The following is a 21,561-nucleotide window of genomic DNA, read 5'->3' as shown; positions in this document are numbered from 1 at the left end:
AGAGAGTAACCGCAACAAGCGTAGCGGTATCCGTGGCGCAGCTGTTAATCCTCACTAAGCTGAAGAGTCAACCCTATAAATACAGGGATATTTTTCGGCTGGAAGCTATTCGCAATCTCTTCATGAGGCTTATATGAGCGGAGCACATTGCACCATTATTTTTAATGGTGAACGGTTAACCGGGTTAGCTGATCAACCCTTGATTGATTTTCTTGATGCGCAGGGAAAAAAACTGCCCCATGTCTGTTATCACCCGGCCCTGGCACCGTTACAGAGTTGTGATGTGTGCTGGGTCGATGCCAATGGCGAGCGGGTGCGCGGTTGTACCTTACGTACCCATGACGGATTAGAGGTGCAGAGTGAAGGCGCTGCGCTGGAAGTGGCACAGCAAGAGGGGATGGATCGGTTGCTTAACCGCCACGAACTCTACTGCACGGTCTGTGAACACAATACCGGTGACTGCACTTTACACAATGCTGTAGCGGATATGCATATTCCGATTCAGTACTATCCACATCAGCCTAAGCCGTACGCTAAAGATCACTCCAATCCGTTTTATACCTACGATCCTGACCAGTGCATTTTATGTGGCCGCTGCGTGGAGGCCTGCCAGAACGTTGAGGTCAATGAAACGCTGTCGATAGACTACACCCAGGCGCATCCGCGGGTGCTGTGGGATGGCGGCACCGAGATTGCCGGCTCAAGCTGCGTCAGTTGTGGACACTGTGTCACGGTCTGCCCGTGTAATGCGCTGCTGGAAAAAACCATGCAGCCGGATGCAGGACCGTTCACCGCGATGGATGAAGGACTGAAACGTCCGCTAATCGACTTCGTCAAAACGCTGGAAAACAGTATCGGCATGGAACCGATCACCGGCGTGTCAAAAATCGATGTGGCGCTGCGCCAGGCCGAAATCAAACGCACCAAAACCGTCTGCACCTATTGCGGCGTGGGCTGCAGTTTTGAGATCTGGACCCGCGATCGCCACATTCTGAAAGTTCAACCGGTGGCGGATGCACCGGCAAACGGCATCTCAACCTGCGTGAAAGGTAAGTTTGGCTGGGACTTCGTCAATAGCCCGCAGCGTCTGACCACGCCGCTGATTCGTGAAAATGGCCGCTTCCGGCCCGCCAGCTGGGACGAAGCGCTGCAGCGCGTCGCCGTCGGTTTACGCCGGGTTGCCCAGCAGTATGGCGGCGATGCGATTGGATTTATTGGCTCAAGTAAAGCCAGCAATGAAGAAGCCTATCTGACGCAGAAGATTGCACGACTGATTTTTGGCACCAACAACGTTGATAACTCCTCGCGCTATTGTCAGAACCCGGCGACAGAAGGGCTGTTTCGCACCGTCGGCTACGGCGGCGATGCCGGCACCATTCGCGATCTGCAGCAGACTGAACTGATCATTATTGTCGGCAGCAATCTGGCCGAGAACCATCCGGTTATCGCCTCGCACATTAAACAGAGCCACAAACATCAGGGTCAGAAACTGCTGGTCGTTGACCCGCGTCGTCATGAAATGGCCGAGCGTGCCGATCGCTATCTGCGCATCCGGCCCGGCACCGACCTGGTATGGGCGTCGGCGATGGCGAAATATATGTTTGATCACGGCTATGCCGATCGGTCATTTCTGGCACAGCGGGTCAATCAGGTGGAAGAATACCGTGAATCGCTCGCGCCCTTTACCCTGGCGTTTGCCAGCGAAACCTGCGGTCTGAGTGAGGAAGAGCTGACAGCGGCAGCCGAGATGATCGGCCAGGCAGGCAGCGCCTGTATTCTGTGGGCGATGGGCATTACCCAGCACAGCCACGGCGCGGACACCAGCACCGCATTATCCAACCTGCTGCTGGTGACCGGCAATTACGGCCGGCCCGGTACCGGCGGCTATCCGATGCGCGGCCATAATAACGTGCAGGGCGCCAGTGACTTCGGTTGCCTGAGTAACGTTTATCCGGGCTATGAAAAAGTCAGCGATGACGCGGTACGGGAAAAATGGGCGCGCGCCTGGGGCGTCGATCCTGAAGCGCTGTCCGATCAGCCGGGCGCGGATAACTTCAAGATGGTGCAGCACGCCCATGAAGGCAAACTGCGCGCCATGTATATCACCGGCGAAGAAACCGCGTTTTCCGATGCGGATTCCACCAACGTGCATGAAGCCTTCAGTAATCTGGAGTTCATGGTGGTGCAGGATATCTTTATGAGCCGTACCGCAGAGTTCGCCGACGTGGTATTACCGGGCTGCCCGAGCGTGGAGAAAGAGGGCACCTTCGTCAATACCGAGCGGCGCATCCAGCATTTCTCGCCTGCCATGGCTCCGCTTGGCGACAGCCGGCCGGACTGGCAAATTTTCACCGATCTGGCCGCGCGGCTGGGGCATCCGTGGTATTACCCGAATCCGGGCGCCATTATGGCTGAAGCCGCCGGCATCGCGGAGATCTTCGCTGGCGTCAGCTACGAGCAACTGGTGGGCTGGCAGTCGCAAATCTGGCCGGTGAACGCCAGCGGTGAAAGTACACCGCTTCTTTATACCGAACAGTTTCACTTCCCGGACGGCAAAGCGCGGCTCTATCCCTTACGCTGGCAGCCGCCGGCCGAGCAGGAAGATGCCGAATATAACCTGCTGCTCAACAATGGCCGGATGCTGGAGCATTTCCAGTCCACCAACCAGACCGGGCAGGGCGGCCGTTTTATGTCGCTGTCGCCGAATGCGTTTGTGGAGATCTCGCCACAGCTGGCCGCCGAGCGCGGTCTGACCGAAGGCGAGTGGGTTCGCATTTCCTCCCGGCGCGGCTCGCTGGAGGTGCCGGTAGTGATCACCGATAGGGTGGCCGGTAACGTACTGTTTATGCCGATCCACCACGGAAAGGATGGCGTCAATACCTTGACCGGCGAACATCATGATCCGGACGTGAACACGCCAGCCTATAAAGAGGTGGCGGTAAATATGAAGCGAGTGGAACGGCGCATCCAGCCGAATCCCATTCCGTTACACAATTTTCGTTATGGCAAACGCACGCCGCTGGATCACCTGCCGGTGGAACAGAAATGGCAGCAGCAGGGCTATCGCGAACCGCCCGAACACGTTGAAAAACCGGAGAAATTCTGATGGCAGAAAGGATGAAATATCAGGTTACGCCGACCCGTACTGAGCAGACCGCCAGAGAAGCGATGGATGAGTTAATCGAAAGTCTGCATCAGCACGGATTTTTGCGACTGGCGAACGATCTGGTGAAATCAAACAGCGAGATTGGCAAGATTCTGGTGTCAGGTCTCAATCAGCCTGGCACCCAGAGCGCGCTGCAAAATCTTTCACTGTTGATGATGACGCTGGGTAGCGTTCCGCCGGAGCGGTTTAACCACCTGCTGCTCGCCCTGCGCGATGCGGCGATGGCGATTAAACCGGCCAGGGAAGAAGCCAATAGCGGCAAAGCCGCGCCGGGCATTCGCGGCATTATCCGGCTGCTGAATGATGATGAACTGTGGCGAGGTCTGAGTCCGGTTTTATCAGCCCTCAAGGTTTTCTCGCGGCAAATCGACGGTGAAGAGCAAAAGCCGATTACGCGCTTCAGCGGCAAGAGCAGTCTGGACTAATCCGCCACAGAGGGTGCGCGAACGCACCCTCTGTGATTCAGGCCGGTTTATAGATCAGATGCCCGGCGACGCCGCCCGCACCGCCATCTTTGGGATGATTGATGCCATCACTGACCGGTACATCGGTAAAATCAAACGGTGAAACGCCCGCCAGGCAGGCAACGTTGACGCCATACTGATCGGGCTGGGAACGGCTCTGATGGAAGGTGTAAATTCCGCAGACTGAACAGAAGTAGTGGCCGACCTGCTTGCTGTTAAAGCGGTATTCGGTGAGCTGCTCTTTGCCGCGCGTCACGTCTATCTGGCGGGCAAATACCACCACCGCACCCCGCATCCGGCAGAACGAACAGTTACAGCGCCGTACCGTGTTGAATCCATCTTTCAGCGTCACGCTGAACGCCACTGCACCACAATGGCATTGTGCCGACATCTCATTTTGCATCGCGATCTCCTAAATAAGTGCGTAGCGGCGGGCGTCATATCGTCAGCCGCGTTTACGCCGTCACCACAGTGTAGCGCGGTAAAATGGCGCGCTGTGGATTAAACGGTAATCAGCGTCAGGTCATGCGCCCCGAAGGCACTCAGCAAGGCTTTATCCAGTTTTTTCTCCACCACCAGCAGTGAAAGCGCCTGACATTCCGCGATTTTAAACCGTGCCACCGCGGGGATTTTTTCGGCAGTCAGGCCGACAATCACCTGATTACTCTGCTCAATCGCCACTTTTTTAAATTCGCAATCGGCATAGTCAAAACCGGTCAGTCCGGCTTCCGGGCTCATTGCACAGCCACCGATAAACGCCTGGTCGAATAGCATGCCACGCAGCTGTTGAATGGCAGTTTGCCCGACGCAGCCGCCAGTGCTTTTTTGCATCTGCCCGCCCAGCATGATCACCTCTGCGCGCGGATGCGCTAATAGCACCGCCGCAATATCAGGTGCATTGGTCACCACGGTTAACGTGAGATCCGCTGGCAGGGCTTGCGCCAGCGCCAGGTTAGTGGTGCCGGCATCAATAAAAATACAGCTGTTGCTGTTGATCAGGCTGGCGCAGTGCTGCGCGATCAAGGCTTTTCCTGCATGATCCTGCTGTTTTCGATCGTTAAAACTGCCTGCATCCGGCAGCGGCAATACTGCGCCACCATAAACCTTTTTACAAAAGCCCTCTTTACTGAGCTCATGTAAATCCCGGCGGATAGTGTGTTCCGAGACCGCCATCTGGCGAGCCAGATCCGCGCAGACCACGAGTCCGTTTTGCTGCAAAATCTCACGAATCAGCGCTTGTCGCTGCTGCGGGAAAGCTGCATAATCGAGCATTAACACCTCTGAATTATCACAATCGAGCTATAGTGAGCATCATTACGCCGTAACTGACGGCTGTCAATAGACTCAGCAGCGACAGTCTGCCTTAACGGCCGACGGCTGGACTCTGGCATTTATTCTTAAAGGATCGGTATGGCGCTTCGCGAAACTGCAGTATCTCCGACGCTGGCAACGCGGGTTGTTTTTTTTCTTGCCGGTTTTGTTACCGCAACCTGGGCAGTGATTGTCCCGTTTGCGCGTGCCAATACCGGTGTCAATGAAGCGGTGCTGGGAACGCTACTGCTGTGTCTGGGGATGGGCGCGCTGATCGCCATGCCGGTCACCGGCTTGCTGACCAGCCGGTTCGGCTGCCGCCGGGTGATTCTGGTGGCGATTGGTTTGATTATTATCAGTATGCCCTGGCTGTCGGTGCTGAACGATCCGCTGTGGCTGGCGCTGGCGCTGCTGGTGTTTGGCGTCGGTATCGGCGTCACCGATTGCGCTATGAACATTCAGGCGATTCTGGTGGAGAAGCAGTCTCCGGTGCCGTTAATGTCCGGTTTCCATGGGATGTACAGCGTTGGCGGGATTGCAGGCGCGGGACTCATGACGTTATTGCTGGCGATGGGGTTAAGCGTGCTGGTCAGCTGCTTACTGGTGGTTGCAGCGGTGGTGCTAATGACGCTCTACAGCGCGGCCGGACTGCTGAGCTATGCTAACCCTTCTGAAGGTCCCGCCTTTGCGATACCGCGCGGTAGCGTCCTGATTATTGGTATTATTTGTTTCGCGGTGTTCCTGACCGAGGGCACGGTGCTCGACTGGAGTGCGGTCTATCTGACCGATGTCCGGGCTATTCCGGAAGCGCTGGGCGGGCTGGGCTATACCTTTTTCGCGGTGGCAATGACGGCGGCGCGCCTGACCGGCGACCGCATTATTTTGTCGCTGGGACGCTTTCCGGTGGTGCTGGGCGGTGCGTTAATTGCTGCCGCAGGCCTGGCAATCGTAACCTTTATCAGCTCCTGGCCACTGGCGTTACTGGGTTATGCCCTGGTGGGCGCGGGCTGTGCCAATATTGTCCCGGTGATGTTTTCCGCCGCAGGGCAGCAGACGGTGATGCCACAGTCCATCGCGGTACCGGCGATCACCACGCTTGGCTATATGGGCGTCCTGAGTGGTCCCGCCGTGATTGGCTATGTGGCGCATTTTACCCATCTGTCGTTCGCCTTCTCGCTGATTATTCTGCTGATGCTGGTTGTTGGTGCGATCTCAATGACGCTGGACCTGGGACAAAAAACAGCGAAGGGGAGTAACGCATGAAGATTTCCCACGTCGCGCTGTGGACCCGCGATCCAGAGGCGCAGCGCGCTTTCTGGCAGGTGATGTTTGGTGCCGAAAGTAATCAGCGTTATCTCAGTAAAAACCGTCCCGGCTTCGCCTCTTATTTTATGCGGCTGCGCGAAGGGGCGACAATCGAACTGATGACGCTGCCCGAACTGGACGCAGGGCAGACCGGCCGGGAAATGACGGGCTGGGCGCATATCGCCATTGCGCCAGGCGATGAGCATCAGGTGGATGAGATGGCAGTTCGCGCGGCTGAGAGTGGCATATTAATCGCGCCGCCGCGCCGGACTGGCGATAGTTTCGATGAGGCAATTATCCGCGATCCTGATGGCAATCTGATTGAGCTGGTTGCGGAATAGTGCGACGTTTTCATCGGCGGCGGAGCAGAACTGTGCCGCCGCCGCGTGGCTCACCGGCGGCGGCGTGGGGGCATCAGGCCTGAGCTAACCGTACCCAGCGCCGTCCCACTAGTACCGTGATAGCGACAATCGTGATACCAGCCGCCAGATGCATTAAGAAATCGATCATATGCAGATGGGTATCATGACACAGCGACAGCAGCATCGAAGCGCTGAAGGCGCTGCCGCAGCCGGCCAGCGCCAGACTTTTCCCCGGATGCAGGGAGCGGGTGCGCTGCAACGCAATCACCGACAGCAGCATCATCGGCAGACTGGCGGACAGCATAAACAGATAGCAGTGTATGCCTTCACCAAAACGACCCGCGCCTGCAGGCGGTCGTGATGAGGACATGTTGAGCAGATTGAGCGTCAGCCATATGCCAGCCAGCAGCAACAGCCAGCCCATGCCGGACACTTTTCTTCCGGCAATACTCAGGGTAAATGCCGCAGCGAGGCTGCTGCCAGCAATGATCAGCGAGAGCAGCAGGGCGACTAGCGCAATCGCCGCGTCAGGCTGTGACCAGTCGGTCAGCCGGGTATGAAACGCCCAACTGCTCAGCGCGCCGCAGGGCAACGCCGCGGCTATCCAGCCGGTGACGCGCCAGGGCGTCGGCCAGACACGCCGTACCGGCTGAGCGGACTGGCTCAGTCGATCAATAAACGGGTCATGATTTCTCATGATTGCTTCCATATTTTCGTAGGTTAAGCATTGCACGATGCAGCAGGGATTTGACCGCTGATACCGATTGATTGGTTTCGGCGGCCGCCTGCGCCAGACTTTGCTCTCGCAGATGGACCGATTCGACAATTTCACGCTGTCGCAGCGGCAGCGTACCCAGATAACCGGTGAGTTCATCTGACGCCGTGGCGCTATCAGCACTGTCGGCCGGCTGCTGAATCAGCGCATCCTCATCCTGTACTTCCTGACGGCGACCGCGCTGACGCAGCGCATCTATCGCCCTGGCGGAAGAGATCGCCGCCACCCAGGGCAAAATCGGCCGACGAGGATCGTAGGTATGTCGTACCCGATGAATCGCCAGCAGGGTCTCCTGAATCACATCTTCGACCAGCGTAGCGTCACTGATTTTTTTGCACACTAAAGCGCGGATGGCCGGAACCATCGCTTTTAACAACTGGTTATAGGCGTCTCTGTCGCCTTGCTGCGCGCGGGCCATCAGCTGTGGCCACAGCCGCGCGCGGTTGTCAGTTTCTGGCATTTATCATCAGCAGATTAACCGTCTGGCGGGCTGCCACGGTGTCGATTCATCATGGGATTCACGTTTTCTTTCCGTTCTCCGTTGCCTGCTCAAGAGCTGAAATGACGATACCCGGCGTCAGCACCTGCGGCAATACCACCGGCTTACCGCCGTTGGCGGGATAGACCACATACAGCGGCAGACCACCCCGACCAAAGTCACTCAGCGCCTGTTCAACATCAGGATTATATTTGGTTGAGTCCGCCACCATGTAAATAGTACTGGTGCGTGCCATCGCTGCTTTAACCGCCTGCGTCGACAGCGAGGTACGATCGTTGACCTGACAGGTAATACACCACGACGCGGTAAAGTTAACCAGAATCGGTTTGCCCTGGCCTTTAATGGCGTCGACATTCTGCGGTGACCAGGCTACGGCTGCGGCGGCCTGCGAGGCTTCTTCAGTTTGTGGTGCTGCGGCGAAGCTGTTCAGGTTAAGTAGTGGCGGAACCACTAACGCCAGGAAAAAGACGGTCGCGAGGTGCAGCGCCCAGTGACGCCGACCCATCATACGGCGTTTCTGCGCCATGCCATACAGCCACGCAGCAAAACTGAATAACAGACAGCAGGCCAGAATCGCTGCCAGCGCCGCCGATCCCGCCTGACGTTCCAGCACCCATATTAACCAGCCAACTGCGCCCAGCATTGGAAAAGCCAGACCCTGTTTAAGGGTGATCATCCAGGCGCCGGGGGCCGGTAAGATCCGGGCCAGCAGCGGGAAAAACGAGATCAGGGTAAAGGGCGCAGCAAAACCCAGCGCCAGCGCGATAAAAATCACCAGGCTGACCAGCGGCGGCTGGGTCAGGGCATAACCAACGGCGCTGGCCATAAAGGGCGCACTGCACGGCGTGGCGACAATAATCGCCAGCGCACCGGTCAGTGCCGATCCCATCAGGCCGCCACGGTCACTTCCTACGCCACCAACCCGCTGAACCGACAGCCCGACCTCAAACAGACCGAGCAGGTTCAGTGCTGACCCGAGCATCACCAGTATCAACACGGCGATCACCAGCGGTGACTGTAACTGGAATCCCCAACCCACCGAGGCACCACCGGCACGCGCCAGCAGCAGCACGGCGCTCAGTGCAACCATGGTAACTACCACGCCGAGCAGAAACGCCAGCCCTTCCATTCGGGCATGGGCCGGTTTGTCGTGATGGCGGATCAGGCTCAGCGCTTTCAGTGAGATAACCGGAAACACGCAGGGCATTAAGTTGAGAATAATGCCGCCCAGAAAGGCGGCCGCGATGGCTGTCAGCATGATGAACCTACTCAGAGGGTGAAATTAAGCCGGATTGGCCTGACGATATTTTTTCACTGCGTCCATCGCTTTCTGGATATGGGCATCAGGATTTTTATCGGTGTAGCTGAGCAAAATCTTGCCATCAGGCGCAATAACGTAGGAGGTACGGTCAGAGAGCTTCTGGCCCTTCATCTCCATGGTGCTTTTATATTCGGCTGCCACTTTCGCACCAGGATCGGCTGCAACGGTGAATTTATCGCGGCATTCCAGCTGCGAAAATTTGGCAATCTGATCGGTATTGCCCGCAGTCACGCCAATCACTGTCGCACCCTGTTGTTTAAATTCATCGGTTGCTTCAGCAAAGTCGTGCGCTTCCAGCGTGCAGCCAGCACTGAAGGCCGCCGGGAAGAAGTAGAGCACCACCGGACCTTTCTGCAACGCCTGCTGCAATGAGAAGGTAGTGGCTTTACCTGCCAGCGCGGCTTCCAGCTTAAAATCCGGCGCTTTTTCACCGACCTGCAGAGCGGCGAAGGCAGAACTGACCGGCACGCTCAGCGCCATCAGGGTGGCAACAGCCAGGGTTTTCAGGGATTTTTTCATTGGCATCATTCTCTCTCCATTAACAGGCAGGCGGTGTCGCCTGGTGACCTTATGAACAGGTTCGCTGGTCAGCCAAAAAAGTTGCGCGCCAGGATAATTATTTTTTCTTTTTTATCAGGTGGCGAAAAGCGGCAGAGCAAAATGAAATATCGCTGAAGCAATGGACGCAGCGCGACGGAATAATGGCGAGTAGCGGATTCACCGCTGAATCGTATAAAGCTAACAGCCGTCTGGTTCACGTAACCGGATGTAACTCGACATTTGATCCCATGCTTTTGTGATTTAACGCGCATTAATGAAGCAAATATCCGCGCTTTTTTCAGCAGGTGAGGCGTGTCACGTTTCTTCAGGCGTTAAATCCCTAGATTTGCCTTAAATCAAGGTAAACCGATTCAGCAAAAGGGATAAAAAATGAAGATTAAACTGGCGTTAACGGTACTTGCGATGGTGGTTTCTGGCTCTGCTACGGCAAAAAGCTGGGTGCTGACCAGTGCTGAACAGGGCACGGATAAAGGAAACTGGCAGATTTCCAGCAGTGAGCTGAAGCTGTCAGGCAAACCGTTCAGCATTGAGCAGAAGGTATTGCACGGCGGTAAGCAGGAAGGTAGTAAAATTCTGGTGATCCGTAGTCAGGACGGCCTTACCATCACCCTGAGTCCGACTCGCGGTATGAACATATTGCGGGTTGAAGGCTTTGGCAGCCGGATGGGCTGGGATTCACCGGTGAAAGAGGTGGTAAACCCGGCGTTTATCAATCTGGAGAGCCGCAACGGGCTGGGCTGGCTGGAAGGTTTCAATGAGATGATGGTGCGCTGCGGTTATGAATGGACCGGCCATCCGGTCACCGCCGACGGTAAAATTTATACGCTGCACGGTAAAGCCGGTAATACGCCGGTTTCACAACTGGAAGTGGAGGTGGCTGACGCTGCGCCGCATGAAATTCGCATTCGCGGCTTAATTAAAGAAAGCACCTTTAAAAAAGCCGACTTGCAGACCCAGACCGAACTGCGCTACGTGCCCGGCAGCAACAGCTTCAGCCTGCATGACGTGTTAACCAATCAGGGCGACTACCCGCACGATTATCAGATTATTTATCACAGCAACTTTGGCACACCGATCCTGGAAGAGGGGGCGCGCTTCCTCGCGCCAATGTCCGGCATCAGCCCGTTTAACGACTATGCCAAAGCCGGCCTGAAAACCTGGCAAACCTATCAGGGGCCAACTAAAGATTTCGATGAGATGGTGTTTAACGTCAAACCGCTCGCTGATGATAATCATCAGTCAGTGGCTGCGGTGGTGAATAAAGCCGGTAACAGTGGTGCGTCGATCCAGTTTGATACCCGCCAGTTACCGGTGCTGTCGCTGTGGAAAAATACCGACACGCTGAAACAGGGCTATGTGACCGGCATTGAACCCGGCACCAGCTATGCCTATCCGGTTACCATTGAACGTGAACAAAAACGCGTTAAGCAATTACAACCCGGTGCCAGTACCGCTTTTGATCTGACTTATACCTTGCTGCATAACAGTGAACAGGTAAAAGACGTTGAGCAACGGATCAAAACTATTCAGGGCGAGACGAAAATTGATGTAAATGAGACGCCAATCGCCAAAGAGTAATCGGTAAGATAACAATCCCGCTTACGTCAGTTGCCGTTGCGGGATTGTTACTCAGTTCCTGAGAGGGCGTCAATGATGCTGATCTACAACGTCTTTGGCCGACACGTAGGGGTCAAACGTGAGGGTGAGCGCTGGCTGGTATTCCGTGCAGACCTGACGGAACGAAAATTTTCCCGGCTTTACGACATTGCAATTCCGGATGATATGACAGAGGAAGAGCTGCCGGGCTGGCTAAGCGACATTTTTCATGAAGCAGCAACAGAGCATCATCCTGATGTGAAACGGGTCGAATAATAAATTTATTCGTACCTGCTGGCCACCGGCTATTTAACATAAGATAGATTATGCGCACCTGATAAGGCTTTTCATTTTATCCTGTTTTTCCGTCCCGCCGCCAGAATATGCTGATTTGCATCAGGACCTTTTGCCGCTAGCGCTGTATAATCTTTTGCATATCGAAAATCCGGGGACACTATGATTAAGCGCGTTTTACCGTTACTGATGGCAGGTTTACTGATAGTTCTTCCGCTCACCTCGCAGGCATCGCGACAGATTATCGATCAGCTTGGCCGTCAGGTCACGATTCCCGATCGTGTTGATCGCGTGGTGGTGCTTCAGCATCAGACGCTGAATCTGCTGGTGCAGATGAACGCGACCGATAAAATCGTCGGTGTGATGGCAAACTGGAAGCAGCAGCTTGGTGACAGCTATGCCCGGCTGGCGCCGACGCTGAGCCAGAAAGCGGCGCTGGGCGATCTCACCCATGTCGACCCTGAAAAATTGGTGGCGCTACATCCGCAGGTGGTGTTTGTGACCAATTACGCGCCACAGGCGATGATCGACAGCATCAGCGCGCTGGGCATCCCGGTGGTGGCTATCTCACTGCGCCACGATCCGGCGGGCGAAAAAGCAAAAATGAACCCGACTCTGGCCGATGAAGAAACCGCCTACGACAGCGGGCTACGCGAGGGTATTACCCTTATCGGTCAGATTGTGAATAAACCGGCTGAGGCGAAAGCGCTGATTGAAGCCACCGATCGGGGCCGTAAAATGGTCAGTGACCGCCTGAAGGCGATTCCGGCCAACCAACGCGTTCGCGCCTATATGGCGAACCCGCAGCTGACCACCTATGGCTCGGGCAAATATACCGGTCTGATGATGGCGCACGCGGGTGCCGTCAACGTGGCGGCGGCAACCGTGACCGGATTTAAAACCGTCTCAATGGAACAGGTGATCGCCTGGGATCCTGAGGTGATTTTTGTCCAGGATCGTTATCCGTCGGTGGTCGCTGAAATCCAGCACTCACCGCAGTGGCAGACCATTTCGGCGGTGAAAAACCATCGGGTCTATCTGATGCCGGATTACGCCAAAGCCTGGGGCTATCCGATGCCGGAAGCGATGGGTATTGGTGAACTGTGGATGGCCAAAAAACTCTATCCGGCGAAGTTTCAGGATGTGGATATGCGCAAACTGGCGAACGACTGGTATCAGCGCTTCTATCGAACCTCCTGGCAGGGCAACGACTGATGCGCGTGCTGGCGGCTGGTAGCCTGAAAAGCGTCTGGCCGGCGCTGATGGCCTACTTTCCGCACTCAGTCGACAGCCTGTTTGGCCCGGCCGGACTGCTGCGCGAACGTATTGAAGCGGGAGAACCCTGCGATCTGTTTGCCTCCGCCAATATGGCGCATCCGCAGAGCTTGCTGGATAACGGGCAGGCGCTGTCGGTGATTGCGTTTGCCAGCAATACGCTCTGCCTGACGGTGCGAAACGAGGTGCTGCAAGCCGATGACGACTGGTTCACCCTGCTCACCCGTAATCAACTGCGGCTGGCAACGTCAACGGCGGGCACCGATCCTTCAGGCGACTATAGCCAGGCGCTTTTTAGCCGGATGGGCCCGGCTGGCGAGGCGGTTCGTCAGCGTGCAATGCCACTGGTCGGTGGACGTGATTCTGTACCGGTGCCGGACGGCAGGCTGGCGGCGGAATGGCTGCTTAGGGAAAACCAGGCGGATCTGTTTATTGGCTATTCCAGCTATCAGACCGCCCTGCGCCAGGTTGACGGGCTGACAGTGATTGATATCCCGGCAGCGTATAACCCGCGCGTGGCCTATGGTTGTGCGGTCATCACGCCCGAGGCAGCGCGGCTGGCGCAATTTTTAGTATCGGCACAGGCAAAAGCCGTATTGCGTCAGGCCGGATTTGGCGATTAGCCGCATCGCTCAGCGCCCTGCCGTTTAAGCCTTAAAACTCTTCCGGTTCACCCGGCAGTGGCTCCGTCAGCTGCTGCCCTTTCACTCCGGCGTAGGTGATTACCAGTTCGGCCGGTTGATCGAGGGTAAAACCCCGATGCGCGCTGTTAACCGTTTCATTCAGCGCTTCTCCGGCCTTAAAGGTTTGCTGTTCGCCACTCTGTTTATCTTCAACGATTAAGGTACCGGACAGGACAAACGCCGCATTAGGCATCGGATGGGTATGCCAGGGTAAAGAGGTGTTGGCAGGCAGTGACAGCCGCATCACCGTCAGTTCGGGCTGGCCTGCCGGGTAACTTTCAATCTCCTCACCGTTCCAGGCCTGACTGCTGCGCATAACTTCGACCGCGTTAATCCCGGAAGCGTTGTTATCCTGTTTTGACATGGTAAATCCCTGTTATTAATTTAACTGTGAGCAAACCTGTCTGGTCTGCTTAGCGGGATAAGCATAGAAGAAAGTCGCCATTTCGGCGCATCTGCTTTATGTAGCATGTCATCGCTACGCCAGGAAGAATATCGCACGCCCCCCGCCCGTATTAGTTCTCTGAATTATCAGCGTTGGGTTTGTTGCGTTTACTTTATGAGCAATACTGGCGTTTGTGGTTATAAGATATATCCGTCAGTCAGTACGCATCATAACGATTCTGTATTATCTTTGATGGCATCTATTACCTAAGGGATATCCGATAATGAAAGGTTTGTTCACGGCGTTACTCGCCAGTTCTGTTTTATTATTATCCGCCTGCAATCAGGATGACGACAACAAAGTAAAAGTGGCAATTAATACCGGGCCGGATGAAGCGATCTGGCAGGTAGTACAGCAGGTAGCGAAAGAGAAATATAAGCTGGATGTGGAAGTGCTTAACTTCAACGACTACGTGTTGCCTAATGAAGCGCTGAATAATAAAGAAGTCGATGCAAATGCCTTCCAGAGCCTGCCTTACCTGGAAGATCAATCCAAAGAACGTGGCTACAAATTTGCCGTGGTCGGTAAGACCTTTGTTTTCCCGATTGCTGGCTACTCGCACAAAATCAAAAATATCAGTGAGCTTCAGGATGGCGCAACGATCACCATCTCTAACGAAGCGACCACGCTCGGACGTAGCCTGTTACTGCTGCAAGCCCAGGGCCTGATAAAGCTTAAAGAGGGTGTCGGCTATTTACCGACCTCACTGGATATTACTGAGAATCCAAAACATCTGAAACTGGTTGAAGTTGATACGCCGCAGCTGACCCGCACGCTGGACGATCCAAACGTCACTCTGTCGATTATCAATACCAACTTCTCGGCGCAGGCTGGATTATCAGCGCACCGTGACGGCTTATTTATGGAAAGTGCAGCCTCTCCTTATGTCAACGCCCTGGTCTCACGCGAAGATAATAAAGACAGTGATAAAATTCAGAAGCTGAAATCGGCGCTGCAGTCACCTGAAGTAGCGGCCAAGGCTGAAGAAGTTTATAAAGGCGATGCCATCAAAGGCTGGTAATTAACCTTACGCCTGAATGTTGAGAGGCCGCACAGTGTTGCGGCCTTTTTTATGCACGGACTTCAGGCGTACATGGAATGATAACGGGATATTTCTCTGCTTTATTCCAGTGCATCATTTCAGCAACGCCGCGGTCAGGCGGCGGCGCCTTTTGGCTGCGCTGAAACATGCCCGGCCCACAGGCTGGCAATCCATTTCACCCCTTTTGAGGTAAAACGTGCCTGGGAGAAGGCGTGCTGGTTTTCACCTACACCGGAGTGCAGCGTGAAATAACCGGCCTGCAGATGGTAATTCTGTGGTGTCAGCGTCCCTTTCGCACGATACATAATGTTGCGTTCCAGCAGGAACTGCCGGAAATCCGGCTCTTTGACCTTTAGCATTTTGCACAACTGACGAAAACCCAGCGAATCTTCAACCTCAACAAAGCTATCAAAGAAAGCCGCTTTTGGGGCAGAAAGCGCCAGCTGCTGCTCTGCCGCCTGCCGCTGTTCAAACTGCTCAGCCCAGGCGCGCGCGGCTTCCGCTGGATTGGTGAAATCGGGCAGATGCGTGGTTCTTTCGCGATCCTGCCAGCGATCGAGCACTTCAGCGGTGAAGCCTGGCGACAGGCGCGCCACGGCCAGCAGCGAATCACGTTTGTTCAGCCGGTACTCCTGACGCACTTCCCCTTCCCGCTCATAATCATTGACGATTATCGGTTGCGACAGGCGCTGGGCGGTTTCCAGACTTTTAATTAACCGCTTAACTTCTCCATGCGTGATGCCGGTCATCTGTGCCAGTTCACGGCTGCTCATTGTGACCGATTGTTCCAGTGATTTGAGGCTTTCAGTCGAAATCATCATGGGTTAACCCCTCACTAACTCTACCAATACCCAGCGGGCAGTAGATTTATTATACAAACACCTGTTCAAATATCCAGTATTTTATTTGAGCAATTGCGTAACCGGAACTCATTACGCAAAACGGCAGTTGCAGAAGGATTTTTACCGGGGAAAGAGCGGTTTCGCCAGAGTGAGGTTTAACGTTGCCGCTGTAGGGGAGAAGCGAATAGCAGTGAAGATTCTGTCACGGTATGGCGGTGAGGACGTCAAGGCTATATAGGCTTCGCGGCATTGCCTGCATCAGTCTCGCGCGGTTCAGCCTGAAACACAGCATGATCAATAAAGTCGGTCACAGATTCTTTACATTACAGTATAGTAGTGGCGGTCGGGATCACTTTTCGCCGCGGCTGAACGCCCTGCTTACTGACTTATTCAGGACCACGAGACGTGTCCTGACTAGCGTTTCAGGGCGCGCCAATCTACTGACTGCCCGATCGCCGCCGTTTGATTGATTGATGCGGCCATCCGGGCAAAACACATTGATTCGGGGCACAGGCGCTTCATTTGAGCCGTCAGCCTGCCGATGTCACTTTAACTGGAGTAAGTCATGCAGCCGTTGAAAGTCGCCTTTATAAAAGCAAACTGGCATAGCGAAATCGTTTCTCAGGCCCAGAGCGGATTCGAACAGGAACTGGAAAGTCGCGGAACGCCCTATGAAATTAAAACCTGGGATGTTCCAGGCGCCTTTGAAATGCCGCTGCTGGCGCAACGTCTGGCTCAGACCGGCAAATTCGACGCGGTGGTCTGTGCCGCACTGGTTGTCGATGGCGGTATCTATCGCCATGATTTTGTCGCGCAGGCGGTTGTCAGCGGCCTGATGCAGGCTCAGCTGGCCACTAACGTGCCGATCTTCTCGGTGTCGTTAACGCCGCATAACTTCCAGCCGGCCCCGGAGTTTATTGATTTCTACACTGAGCACTTCGTGAAGAAAGGCAAAGAAGCTGCCCGCGCTGTCAGCCAGATTCATGCGATCGCACTCTGATTACTCAAACCGGCGATTTACTGAAATCAGCGGCTGAGGGTGATGCCACTCTCAGCCAGCCATCCGGCTAAAACTATCCGATAAATCGCTGTGCTGCGAACGGCGCAGCCGCGACGGCTCTGGCTGCCGCAGCCTGATTAAGGAGAAGATGATGGAGAAGCCTCGCCCGCCCTTGCCACCCTTTACCCTGGCCGAACAGGCTATCGAAAAGGTTCGTCTGGCAGAAGATGGCTGGAACAGCCGGGATGCTGAACGGGTTTCGCTGGCCTATACCGTCGACAGCCAGTGGCGTAATCGCGACACCTTTATTACCGGTCGCGCGGAGATAGTCGCTTTTCTGCAGCAGAAATGGCTGCGGGAGCAGCAATACCGGCTGATTAAAGAGCTGTGGAGCTTTCACCATAACCGCATTGCGGTGCGTTTCGCCTATGAATGGCATGATGCCCGTCACCAGTGGTATCGATCTTACGGCAATGAGAACTGGGCTTTCGACGACAATGGCCTAATGATGCAGCGTCACGCCAGCATTAATGACCTGCCCATCACTGAAAACCAGCGACTGTTTCACTGGCCGCAGGGCCGCCGTCCCGATGACCATCCTTCACTCAGCGAACTTAACCTGTAGTAACGCTGGCCTGTAGTAACTATGTATTACCTATGTAGTCCCTATCTGGTACCCGTGTAGTGCCTGTGCCGCACCCGAATTTATGGCGGCACGACTGCACCCAGCGAGGCTTTCCGCTGGGCGAGCGCTGTCATCAATGGTGCGCTTAACCCTGTTCGTCAGGATTTTCGACAAATGATGCTTTATTACGGGTGACCGTATAAGCCACTTTCTTGACGTCGTCAGGTGACGTTGTCACTTCAATCGGGGCAATGGTAACCCGACCAAGGCCGAACAGCGTTGGTACATATCCGCCAACCTGATGTTTGCCTGCCGGAACATGCAGCAGCATACTTTCGCCATTGGGTAACGGGCCGGCATCTTTACCGTCCACCGTCAGAAAAACGTTGGACCCATCGTCGGCACGGGTTTTGATGTGTGAGACATCGATCTGCGTCGGGCCAGCAGCAAATTCACTGGGCGCATCGTTAACGGCGTGGCGGGCACAACCGGTGAGTACAACGGCAGCCGTCACGGCGGCGAGTGTAAAACGATAAGGCATCTGGCACTCTTTCTCCTGGTCATTTGAGCCGCCTATTTTAACGGTTTGCCTGAAGGATGTAACCGGCTGACGGGTCGGTATGCTCTTAAAAATCGGCTGATTAGCAGCTTAATAGTGCTGTTTTAGCGTAAATAAATTTTACTGAATAAATACACAGCTTTTCATTCGGCAGATACCTGATCATATAACCACCTGATCAGCCAGTAATTAACCGATTTTACTCAGCCGTTAAGCGCAGCGTCACGCCGCTATGCTGCTGTTTGAACGCAGTTTGCCCTCTATCAATTTCTCGTTATGAGGTTCATAGTGGCGGTTCATCCCCGGATAATACCGGCGGCCTTCCCCTCATCAGAGGGCACGATATGTATTCTCTTACTACTGAAACAGTCTGCGCAATGACGGGCACGCATCCAGCGAATCTGAAAAGCTGGATGAAACAGGGCCTGTTATCACCGCAGACAACTCAGGATCAATGGAGCGACGCGCAGTTAAGCGAAGTCCGAAGTCTGGTTGCCTTAACCGCAACCGGCGCGACGCTACAGGAAATTAAACAGGGACAGGCGAGCGACTCTGCTATCTCCACCGCGGGCTGGACAGCACGTAAAGGCGATATGTTGTGGCAACTCGAATTTGGTACCCCATTGTCGTTGTCGCGCCAGATGCACAATATGTCGAGCGACTACAGCGGCGATGATTTTATCTTTAATCTGTTACGTCCGCTCAGCGACTGGCTGCGAGCCGATCGTCGTCAGGGTGCGGTACGACGGCTGGGACGTTTCCAGCAGTCGGTGCAACAGCAGGCTGACAAGGTGATGCGTGCGGCATCACGCAGTGAAAGCAATATTCCGCTCTTTCTGGAAGCGGTCAGCGTACGCGATGAAACCGAAATCTGGCTGGAAGCGATTCGGCTGTCGGCGATGGGCTTCAACGTTGATGTCGCCTCGCACACCACCGGTGAGCCGGCGGCGAAAACCGATTTACATCAGCATCATGTGATGTGGTGTGGTGCAGGTATCAGCCAGACGATGCAGGACTATTTTGAACAGCAGCGTCAGGCGGGCGAGCCGGTGATGCTGAGCGGTCCCGATCGTAATCTGCATTATGTTGGTATTCTCCAGAGCAAAACCTCTTCGGCTGCCTGACTGCAGGCAGCATTTTCCCCGGTTCCCCCTCCCTGTTTTCCGCCTGCTGGCAAATATTTCTTTTGGTTAAGAATCTCTTAAGATGGCTGCGTATACTGACGCCACCACACAGACTCATTGACGAGACGATAATGAAAAAAATATTGCTTACCCTCAGCTTCTGCCTGTTGCCTGCCACCTTTACCGTTGCTCAGGCAGCCAGTGACCTGACCGGTTGTGCCGCCAAAAAGCAGGAGATTGAAACCCAGCTCTCCTATGCTCGCCAGCACAATAATACTCACCAGGTTGCCGGTCTTGAAAAAGCGCTGAGCGAAGTTAACGCCCACTGCACTGACAGCGGTCTGTTGCAGCAGCGACAGCAGAAAGTGGCTGAGAAAAAGCAAAAGGTGCAGGAGCGGCAGCAGGAACTGGCCAAAGCGCAGGCTGAAGGGCGCAGCGCCAGTAAAATTGAAAAGCGTCAACAGAAACTGGCTGAAGCCCGTCAGGAACTGCAGGAAGCGGAACAGGCCCTGCATCAATAATCTGGGGAGAGCCAGCCACACAGGCTGGCTCATCCCTGCATGCTTTGATTTCCGGTTATTTTCCCGCCGACACGATCGCCGACGCTAATTGTCTGAATAGACTGCACTATCCCGCCTTAATCTATTACTTAATCTCATCCTTTGATTACTTATTCTCATGCACTTAATTGGTGCAGCAAAGTCAATATGGTGATGATCAATTATTTAACTTTTTGAACGCCTTCAAAGATCTGAAAAATGGCGATATTTCCCTTTCTATGCAGCCACTATGCGCTCCCTGCGCATGATTATTCGCCTATGGCGGCTACCCAATGCGGATAATTATTCACTGCAAATGCCCCAAAATGGCGCAATCTGCGCTGCTGGCGTGCTTACATCACCATCTTATTTGTTTCAGGAGTGTTAGATTATAGCGGCGCAGTGATTTGCGCTCTGTCTCCACGGCTCCACACAATAAATAACTTCATTAAGAAAGGTTTTTTATGGATAAGTTATCTTATGCGTCTGAAAGCAGTACATCTGCCTGGTCCACCTACTTACAACAAATCGACCGGGTTGCGCCCTATTTAGGCGATCTTTCACGTTGGATAGATACTTTGCGTCATCCAAAACGTGCATTGATTGTCGATATTCCTCTGCAAATGGACGATGGCTCAATCCGCCATTTCGAAGGCTATCGCGTTCAGCACAACCTTTCGCGCGGTCCGGGCAAAGGCGGTATTCGCTACCATCCGGATGTTGACCTCAATGAGGTGATGGCGCTTTCCGCCTGGATGACCATCAAATGTGCCGCAGTTAACCTGCCGTACGGTGGTGCCAAGGGCGGCATCCGCGTTGATCCTTTCAAACTGTCCGACGGGGAGCTGGAGCGACTGACCCGCCGTTATACCAGCGAGATCGGCATCATCATTGGACCGCAAAAAGATATTCCTGCGCCAGACGTCGGCACCAACAGCAAAGTCATGGCGTGGATGATGGACACCTACTCCATGAACCACGGCACAACCATCACCGGTGTTGTCACCGGCAAGCCGATTCATCTGGGTGGTTCACTGGGTCGTGAAAAAGCCACCGGTCGCGGGGTGTTTATCACCGGCCGTGAGGTGGCACGTCGTGCCGGCATTGATGTTGAAGGCGCACGCGTTGCGGTGCAGGGCTTCGGTAACGTCGGCAGCGAAGCAGCCCGGCTGTTTGATGAAGCGGGTGCGCGGGTGGTGGTGATTCAGGACCATACCGCGACGCTGTTCAATGCCGACGGCATCGACATGGCTGCGCTGACGGAATGGCAGATCGCCCACAAGCAGATTGCCGGTTATCCGGGCGCGCAGGCCATCGATAAAGAGGCGTTCTGGACCACGGAAATGGACATCCTGATCCCGGCGGCGCTGGAAGGTCAGATTACCCGTGAACGGGCCGAAATCCTGAGCTGCAAAATTGTGCTGGAAGGCGCTAACGGTCCGACCTACCCCGATGCTGACGATATGCTGGCGACGCGCGGCATTATTGTGGTACCGGATGTGGTCTGTAACGCCGGTGGCGTGACCGTCAGCTACTTCGAGTGGGTGCAGGACATGGCGAGCTTCTTCTGGAGCGAAGATGAGATCAACCGTCGCTCAGACAAGATCATGACCGACGCGATGGTCCACGTCTGGGAGAAAGCCAAAGAGAAAGATTGTTCACTGCGCACCGCAGCGTACATCGTGGCGTGTGAGCGCATCCTGATGGCGCGTAAAGATCGCGGTATCTACCCTGGCTAATCAACCGGGCGCTGCCCTCACCGGCAGCGCCCGT

The 21,561-nt window shown here is 54.8% G+C and carries 23 protein-coding genes; 14 read left to right on the top strand and 9 right to left on the bottom strand.

Annotated elements, in window-relative coordinates; translation table 11 throughout:
- Positions 1-133 precede the first annotated feature (133 nt).
- Together fdhF and AC6I8I_RS22010 are read left to right on the top strand one after the other, a co-directional pair.
- Positions 134-3,106 carry a formate dehydrogenase subunit alpha gene (gene fdhF, locus AC6I8I_RS22015; RefSeq protein ID WP_497828710.1) on the top strand — a complete coding sequence of 991 codons (2,973 nt, stop codon included), beginning with the start codon at positions 134-136 and terminating at the stop codon, positions 3,104-3,106.
- A complete protein-coding gene (locus AC6I8I_RS22010) occupies positions 3,106-3,591 on the top strand; it encodes a helical membrane plugin domain-containing protein (protein WP_312055680.1) in 486 nt (161 codons plus the stop codon). Before fdhF ends, AC6I8I_RS22010 begins: the two co-directional genes overlap by 1 nt.
- A 37-nt stretch (positions 3,592-3,628) precedes the next feature.
- Here AC6I8I_RS22010 and AC6I8I_RS22005 read toward each other — a convergent pair whose 3' ends face one another.
- Together AC6I8I_RS22005 and AC6I8I_RS22000 are read right to left on the bottom strand one after the other, a co-directional pair.
- Positions 3,629-4,033: a GFA family protein gene (locus AC6I8I_RS22005; RefSeq protein WP_312055681.1), complete on the bottom strand. Its 405-nt coding sequence runs from the start codon at positions 4,031-4,033 to the stop codon at positions 3,629-3,631.
- Between the two features lie 98 nt (positions 4,034-4,131).
- Entirely contained in the window at positions 4,132-4,902 is a 771-nt protein-coding gene (locus tag AC6I8I_RS22000; RefSeq protein ID WP_312055682.1) for a DeoR/GlpR family DNA-binding transcription regulator, read from the bottom strand.
- A gap of 138 nt (positions 4,903-5,040) precedes the next feature.
- Between AC6I8I_RS22000 and AC6I8I_RS21995 the strand changes: the two genes are divergently transcribed.
- Together AC6I8I_RS21995 and AC6I8I_RS21990 are read left to right on the top strand one after the other, a co-directional pair.
- Entirely contained in the window at positions 5,041-6,204 is a 1,164-nt protein-coding gene (locus tag AC6I8I_RS21995) for an MFS transporter (protein WP_312055683.1), read from the top strand.
- Positions 6,201-6,587, top strand: a complete 387-nt coding sequence (locus AC6I8I_RS21990) for a VOC family protein (protein WP_312055684.1) — start codon at positions 6,201-6,203, stop codon at positions 6,585-6,587. Before AC6I8I_RS21995 ends, AC6I8I_RS21990 begins: the two co-directional genes overlap by 4 nt.
- Positions 6,588-6,660: 73 nt before the next feature.
- Here AC6I8I_RS21990 and AC6I8I_RS21985 read toward each other — a convergent pair whose 3' ends face one another.
- The 4 genes from AC6I8I_RS21985 to AC6I8I_RS21970 are packed head-to-tail and all read right to left on the bottom strand — an operon-like array spanning position 6,661 to position 9,728.
- Positions 6,661-7,305, bottom strand: coding sequence for an NrsF family protein (locus AC6I8I_RS21985; protein WP_497828709.1), 645 nt, complete (start codon positions 7,303-7,305; stop codon positions 6,661-6,663).
- Positions 7,292-7,843 carry a sigma-70 family RNA polymerase sigma factor gene (locus AC6I8I_RS21980; RefSeq protein ID WP_312055686.1) on the bottom strand — a complete coding sequence of 184 codons (552 nt, stop codon included), beginning with the start codon at positions 7,841-7,843 and terminating at the stop codon, positions 7,292-7,294. The genes AC6I8I_RS21985 and AC6I8I_RS21980 overlap by 14 nt, the downstream gene beginning before the upstream one ends.
- A gap of 58 nt (positions 7,844-7,901) precedes the next feature.
- Positions 7,902-9,140, bottom strand: a complete 1,239-nt coding sequence (locus AC6I8I_RS21975; protein ID WP_497828708.1) for a protein-disulfide reductase DsbD family protein — start codon at positions 9,138-9,140, stop codon at positions 7,902-7,904.
- Positions 9,141-9,164: 24 nt separating this feature from the next.
- Positions 9,165-9,728, bottom strand: coding sequence for a peroxiredoxin (locus AC6I8I_RS21970; protein ID WP_497821064.1), 564 nt, complete (start codon positions 9,726-9,728; stop codon positions 9,165-9,167).
- Positions 9,729-10,133: 405 nt separating this feature from the next.
- Between AC6I8I_RS21970 and AC6I8I_RS21965 the strand changes: the two genes are divergently transcribed.
- The 4 genes from AC6I8I_RS21965 to AC6I8I_RS21950 all read left to right on the top strand — a co-directional run bounded on the left by AC6I8I_RS21965 (position 10,134) and on the right by AC6I8I_RS21950 (position 13,552).
- Positions 10,134-11,342 (top strand): aldose 1-epimerase family protein, encoded by a 1,209-nt coding sequence (locus AC6I8I_RS21965; protein ID WP_497820952.1) that lies wholly within the window; start codon positions 10,134-10,136, stop codon positions 11,340-11,342.
- 75 nt (positions 11,343-11,417) lie between these two features.
- Positions 11,418-11,636 (top strand): DUF7661 family protein, encoded by a 219-nt coding sequence (locus tag AC6I8I_RS21960; protein ID WP_497828908.1) that lies wholly within the window; start codon positions 11,418-11,420, stop codon positions 11,634-11,636.
- A 180-nt stretch (positions 11,637-11,816) separates the two neighbouring features.
- Positions 11,817-12,869: an ABC transporter substrate-binding protein gene (locus tag AC6I8I_RS21955; protein WP_312055689.1), complete on the top strand. Its 1,053-nt coding sequence runs from the start codon at positions 11,817-11,819 to the stop codon at positions 12,867-12,869.
- A complete protein-coding gene (locus AC6I8I_RS21950; protein ID WP_497828707.1) occupies positions 12,869-13,552 on the top strand; it encodes a molybdate ABC transporter substrate-binding protein in 684 nt (227 codons plus the stop codon). The genes AC6I8I_RS21955 and AC6I8I_RS21950 overlap by 1 nt, the downstream gene beginning before the upstream one ends.
- Positions 13,553-13,583: 31 nt before the next feature.
- Here the strand turns inward: AC6I8I_RS21950 and AC6I8I_RS21945 are convergent, their stop codons facing one another.
- Entirely contained in the window at positions 13,584-13,976 is a 393-nt protein-coding gene (locus tag AC6I8I_RS21945; protein ID WP_497828706.1) for a cupin domain-containing protein, read from the bottom strand.
- A gap of 304 nt (positions 13,977-14,280) precedes the next feature.
- On the opposite strand from AC6I8I_RS21945, the gene AC6I8I_RS21940 reads away from it, so the two are divergent.
- On the top strand, positions 14,281-15,078 hold the full coding sequence (locus tag AC6I8I_RS21940; protein ID WP_312055692.1) for a MetQ/NlpA family ABC transporter substrate-binding protein: 798 nt from the start codon (positions 14,281-14,283) through the stop codon (positions 15,076-15,078).
- A 134-nt stretch (positions 15,079-15,212) separates the two neighbouring features.
- On the opposite strand, the gene AC6I8I_RS21935 is transcribed toward AC6I8I_RS21940, so the two are convergent.
- A complete protein-coding gene (locus AC6I8I_RS21935) occupies positions 15,213-15,920 on the bottom strand; it encodes a phage antirepressor KilAC domain-containing protein (RefSeq protein ID WP_312757493.1) in 708 nt (235 codons plus the stop codon).
- Between the two features lie 586 nt (positions 15,921-16,506).
- Here AC6I8I_RS21935 and AC6I8I_RS21930 point away from each other — a divergent pair.
- On the top strand, positions 16,507-16,941 hold the full coding sequence (locus AC6I8I_RS21930; RefSeq protein ID WP_312055694.1) for a 6,7-dimethyl-8-ribityllumazine synthase: 435 nt from the start codon (positions 16,507-16,509) through the stop codon (positions 16,939-16,941).
- 151 nt (positions 16,942-17,092) lie between these two features.
- Positions 17,093-17,566, top strand: coding sequence for a nuclear transport factor 2 family protein (locus tag AC6I8I_RS21925; RefSeq protein ID WP_312758001.1), 474 nt, complete (start codon positions 17,093-17,095; stop codon positions 17,564-17,566).
- Between the two features lie 145 nt (positions 17,567-17,711).
- Here the strand turns inward: AC6I8I_RS21925 and AC6I8I_RS21920 are convergent, their stop codons facing one another.
- Positions 17,712-18,107, bottom strand: a complete 396-nt coding sequence (locus AC6I8I_RS21920) for a hypothetical protein (RefSeq protein WP_312055695.1) — start codon at positions 18,105-18,107, stop codon at positions 17,712-17,714.
- A gap of 362 nt (positions 18,108-18,469) precedes the next feature.
- Here AC6I8I_RS21920 and AC6I8I_RS21915 point away from each other — a divergent pair, with 362 nt between their 5' ends.
- From AC6I8I_RS21915 to AC6I8I_RS21905, 3 genes are all read left to right on the top strand, one after another.
- On the top strand, positions 18,470-19,249 hold the full coding sequence (locus tag AC6I8I_RS21915) for a MerR family transcriptional regulator (RefSeq protein WP_497828705.1): 780 nt from the start codon (positions 18,470-18,472) through the stop codon (positions 19,247-19,249).
- 131 nt (positions 19,250-19,380) lie between these two features.
- Complete coding sequence (locus tag AC6I8I_RS21910) at positions 19,381-19,770, top strand: DUF1090 domain-containing protein (RefSeq protein ID WP_312055697.1); 390 nt, start codon at positions 19,381-19,383, stop codon at positions 19,768-19,770.
- Positions 19,771-20,252: 482 nt separating this feature from the next.
- A complete protein-coding gene (locus AC6I8I_RS21905) occupies positions 20,253-21,527 on the top strand; it encodes a Glu/Leu/Phe/Val family dehydrogenase (protein ID WP_312055698.1) in 1,275 nt (424 codons plus the stop codon).
- The last annotated feature ends 34 nt before the right edge of the window (positions 21,528-21,561 follow it).

The organism is Pantoea sp. X-Soil-YNGN-775, assembly GCF_059730575.1.
The sequence above is the reverse complement of the archived record's forward strand: the minus strand, read 5'-3'. Positions and strand labels throughout refer to the sequence as shown.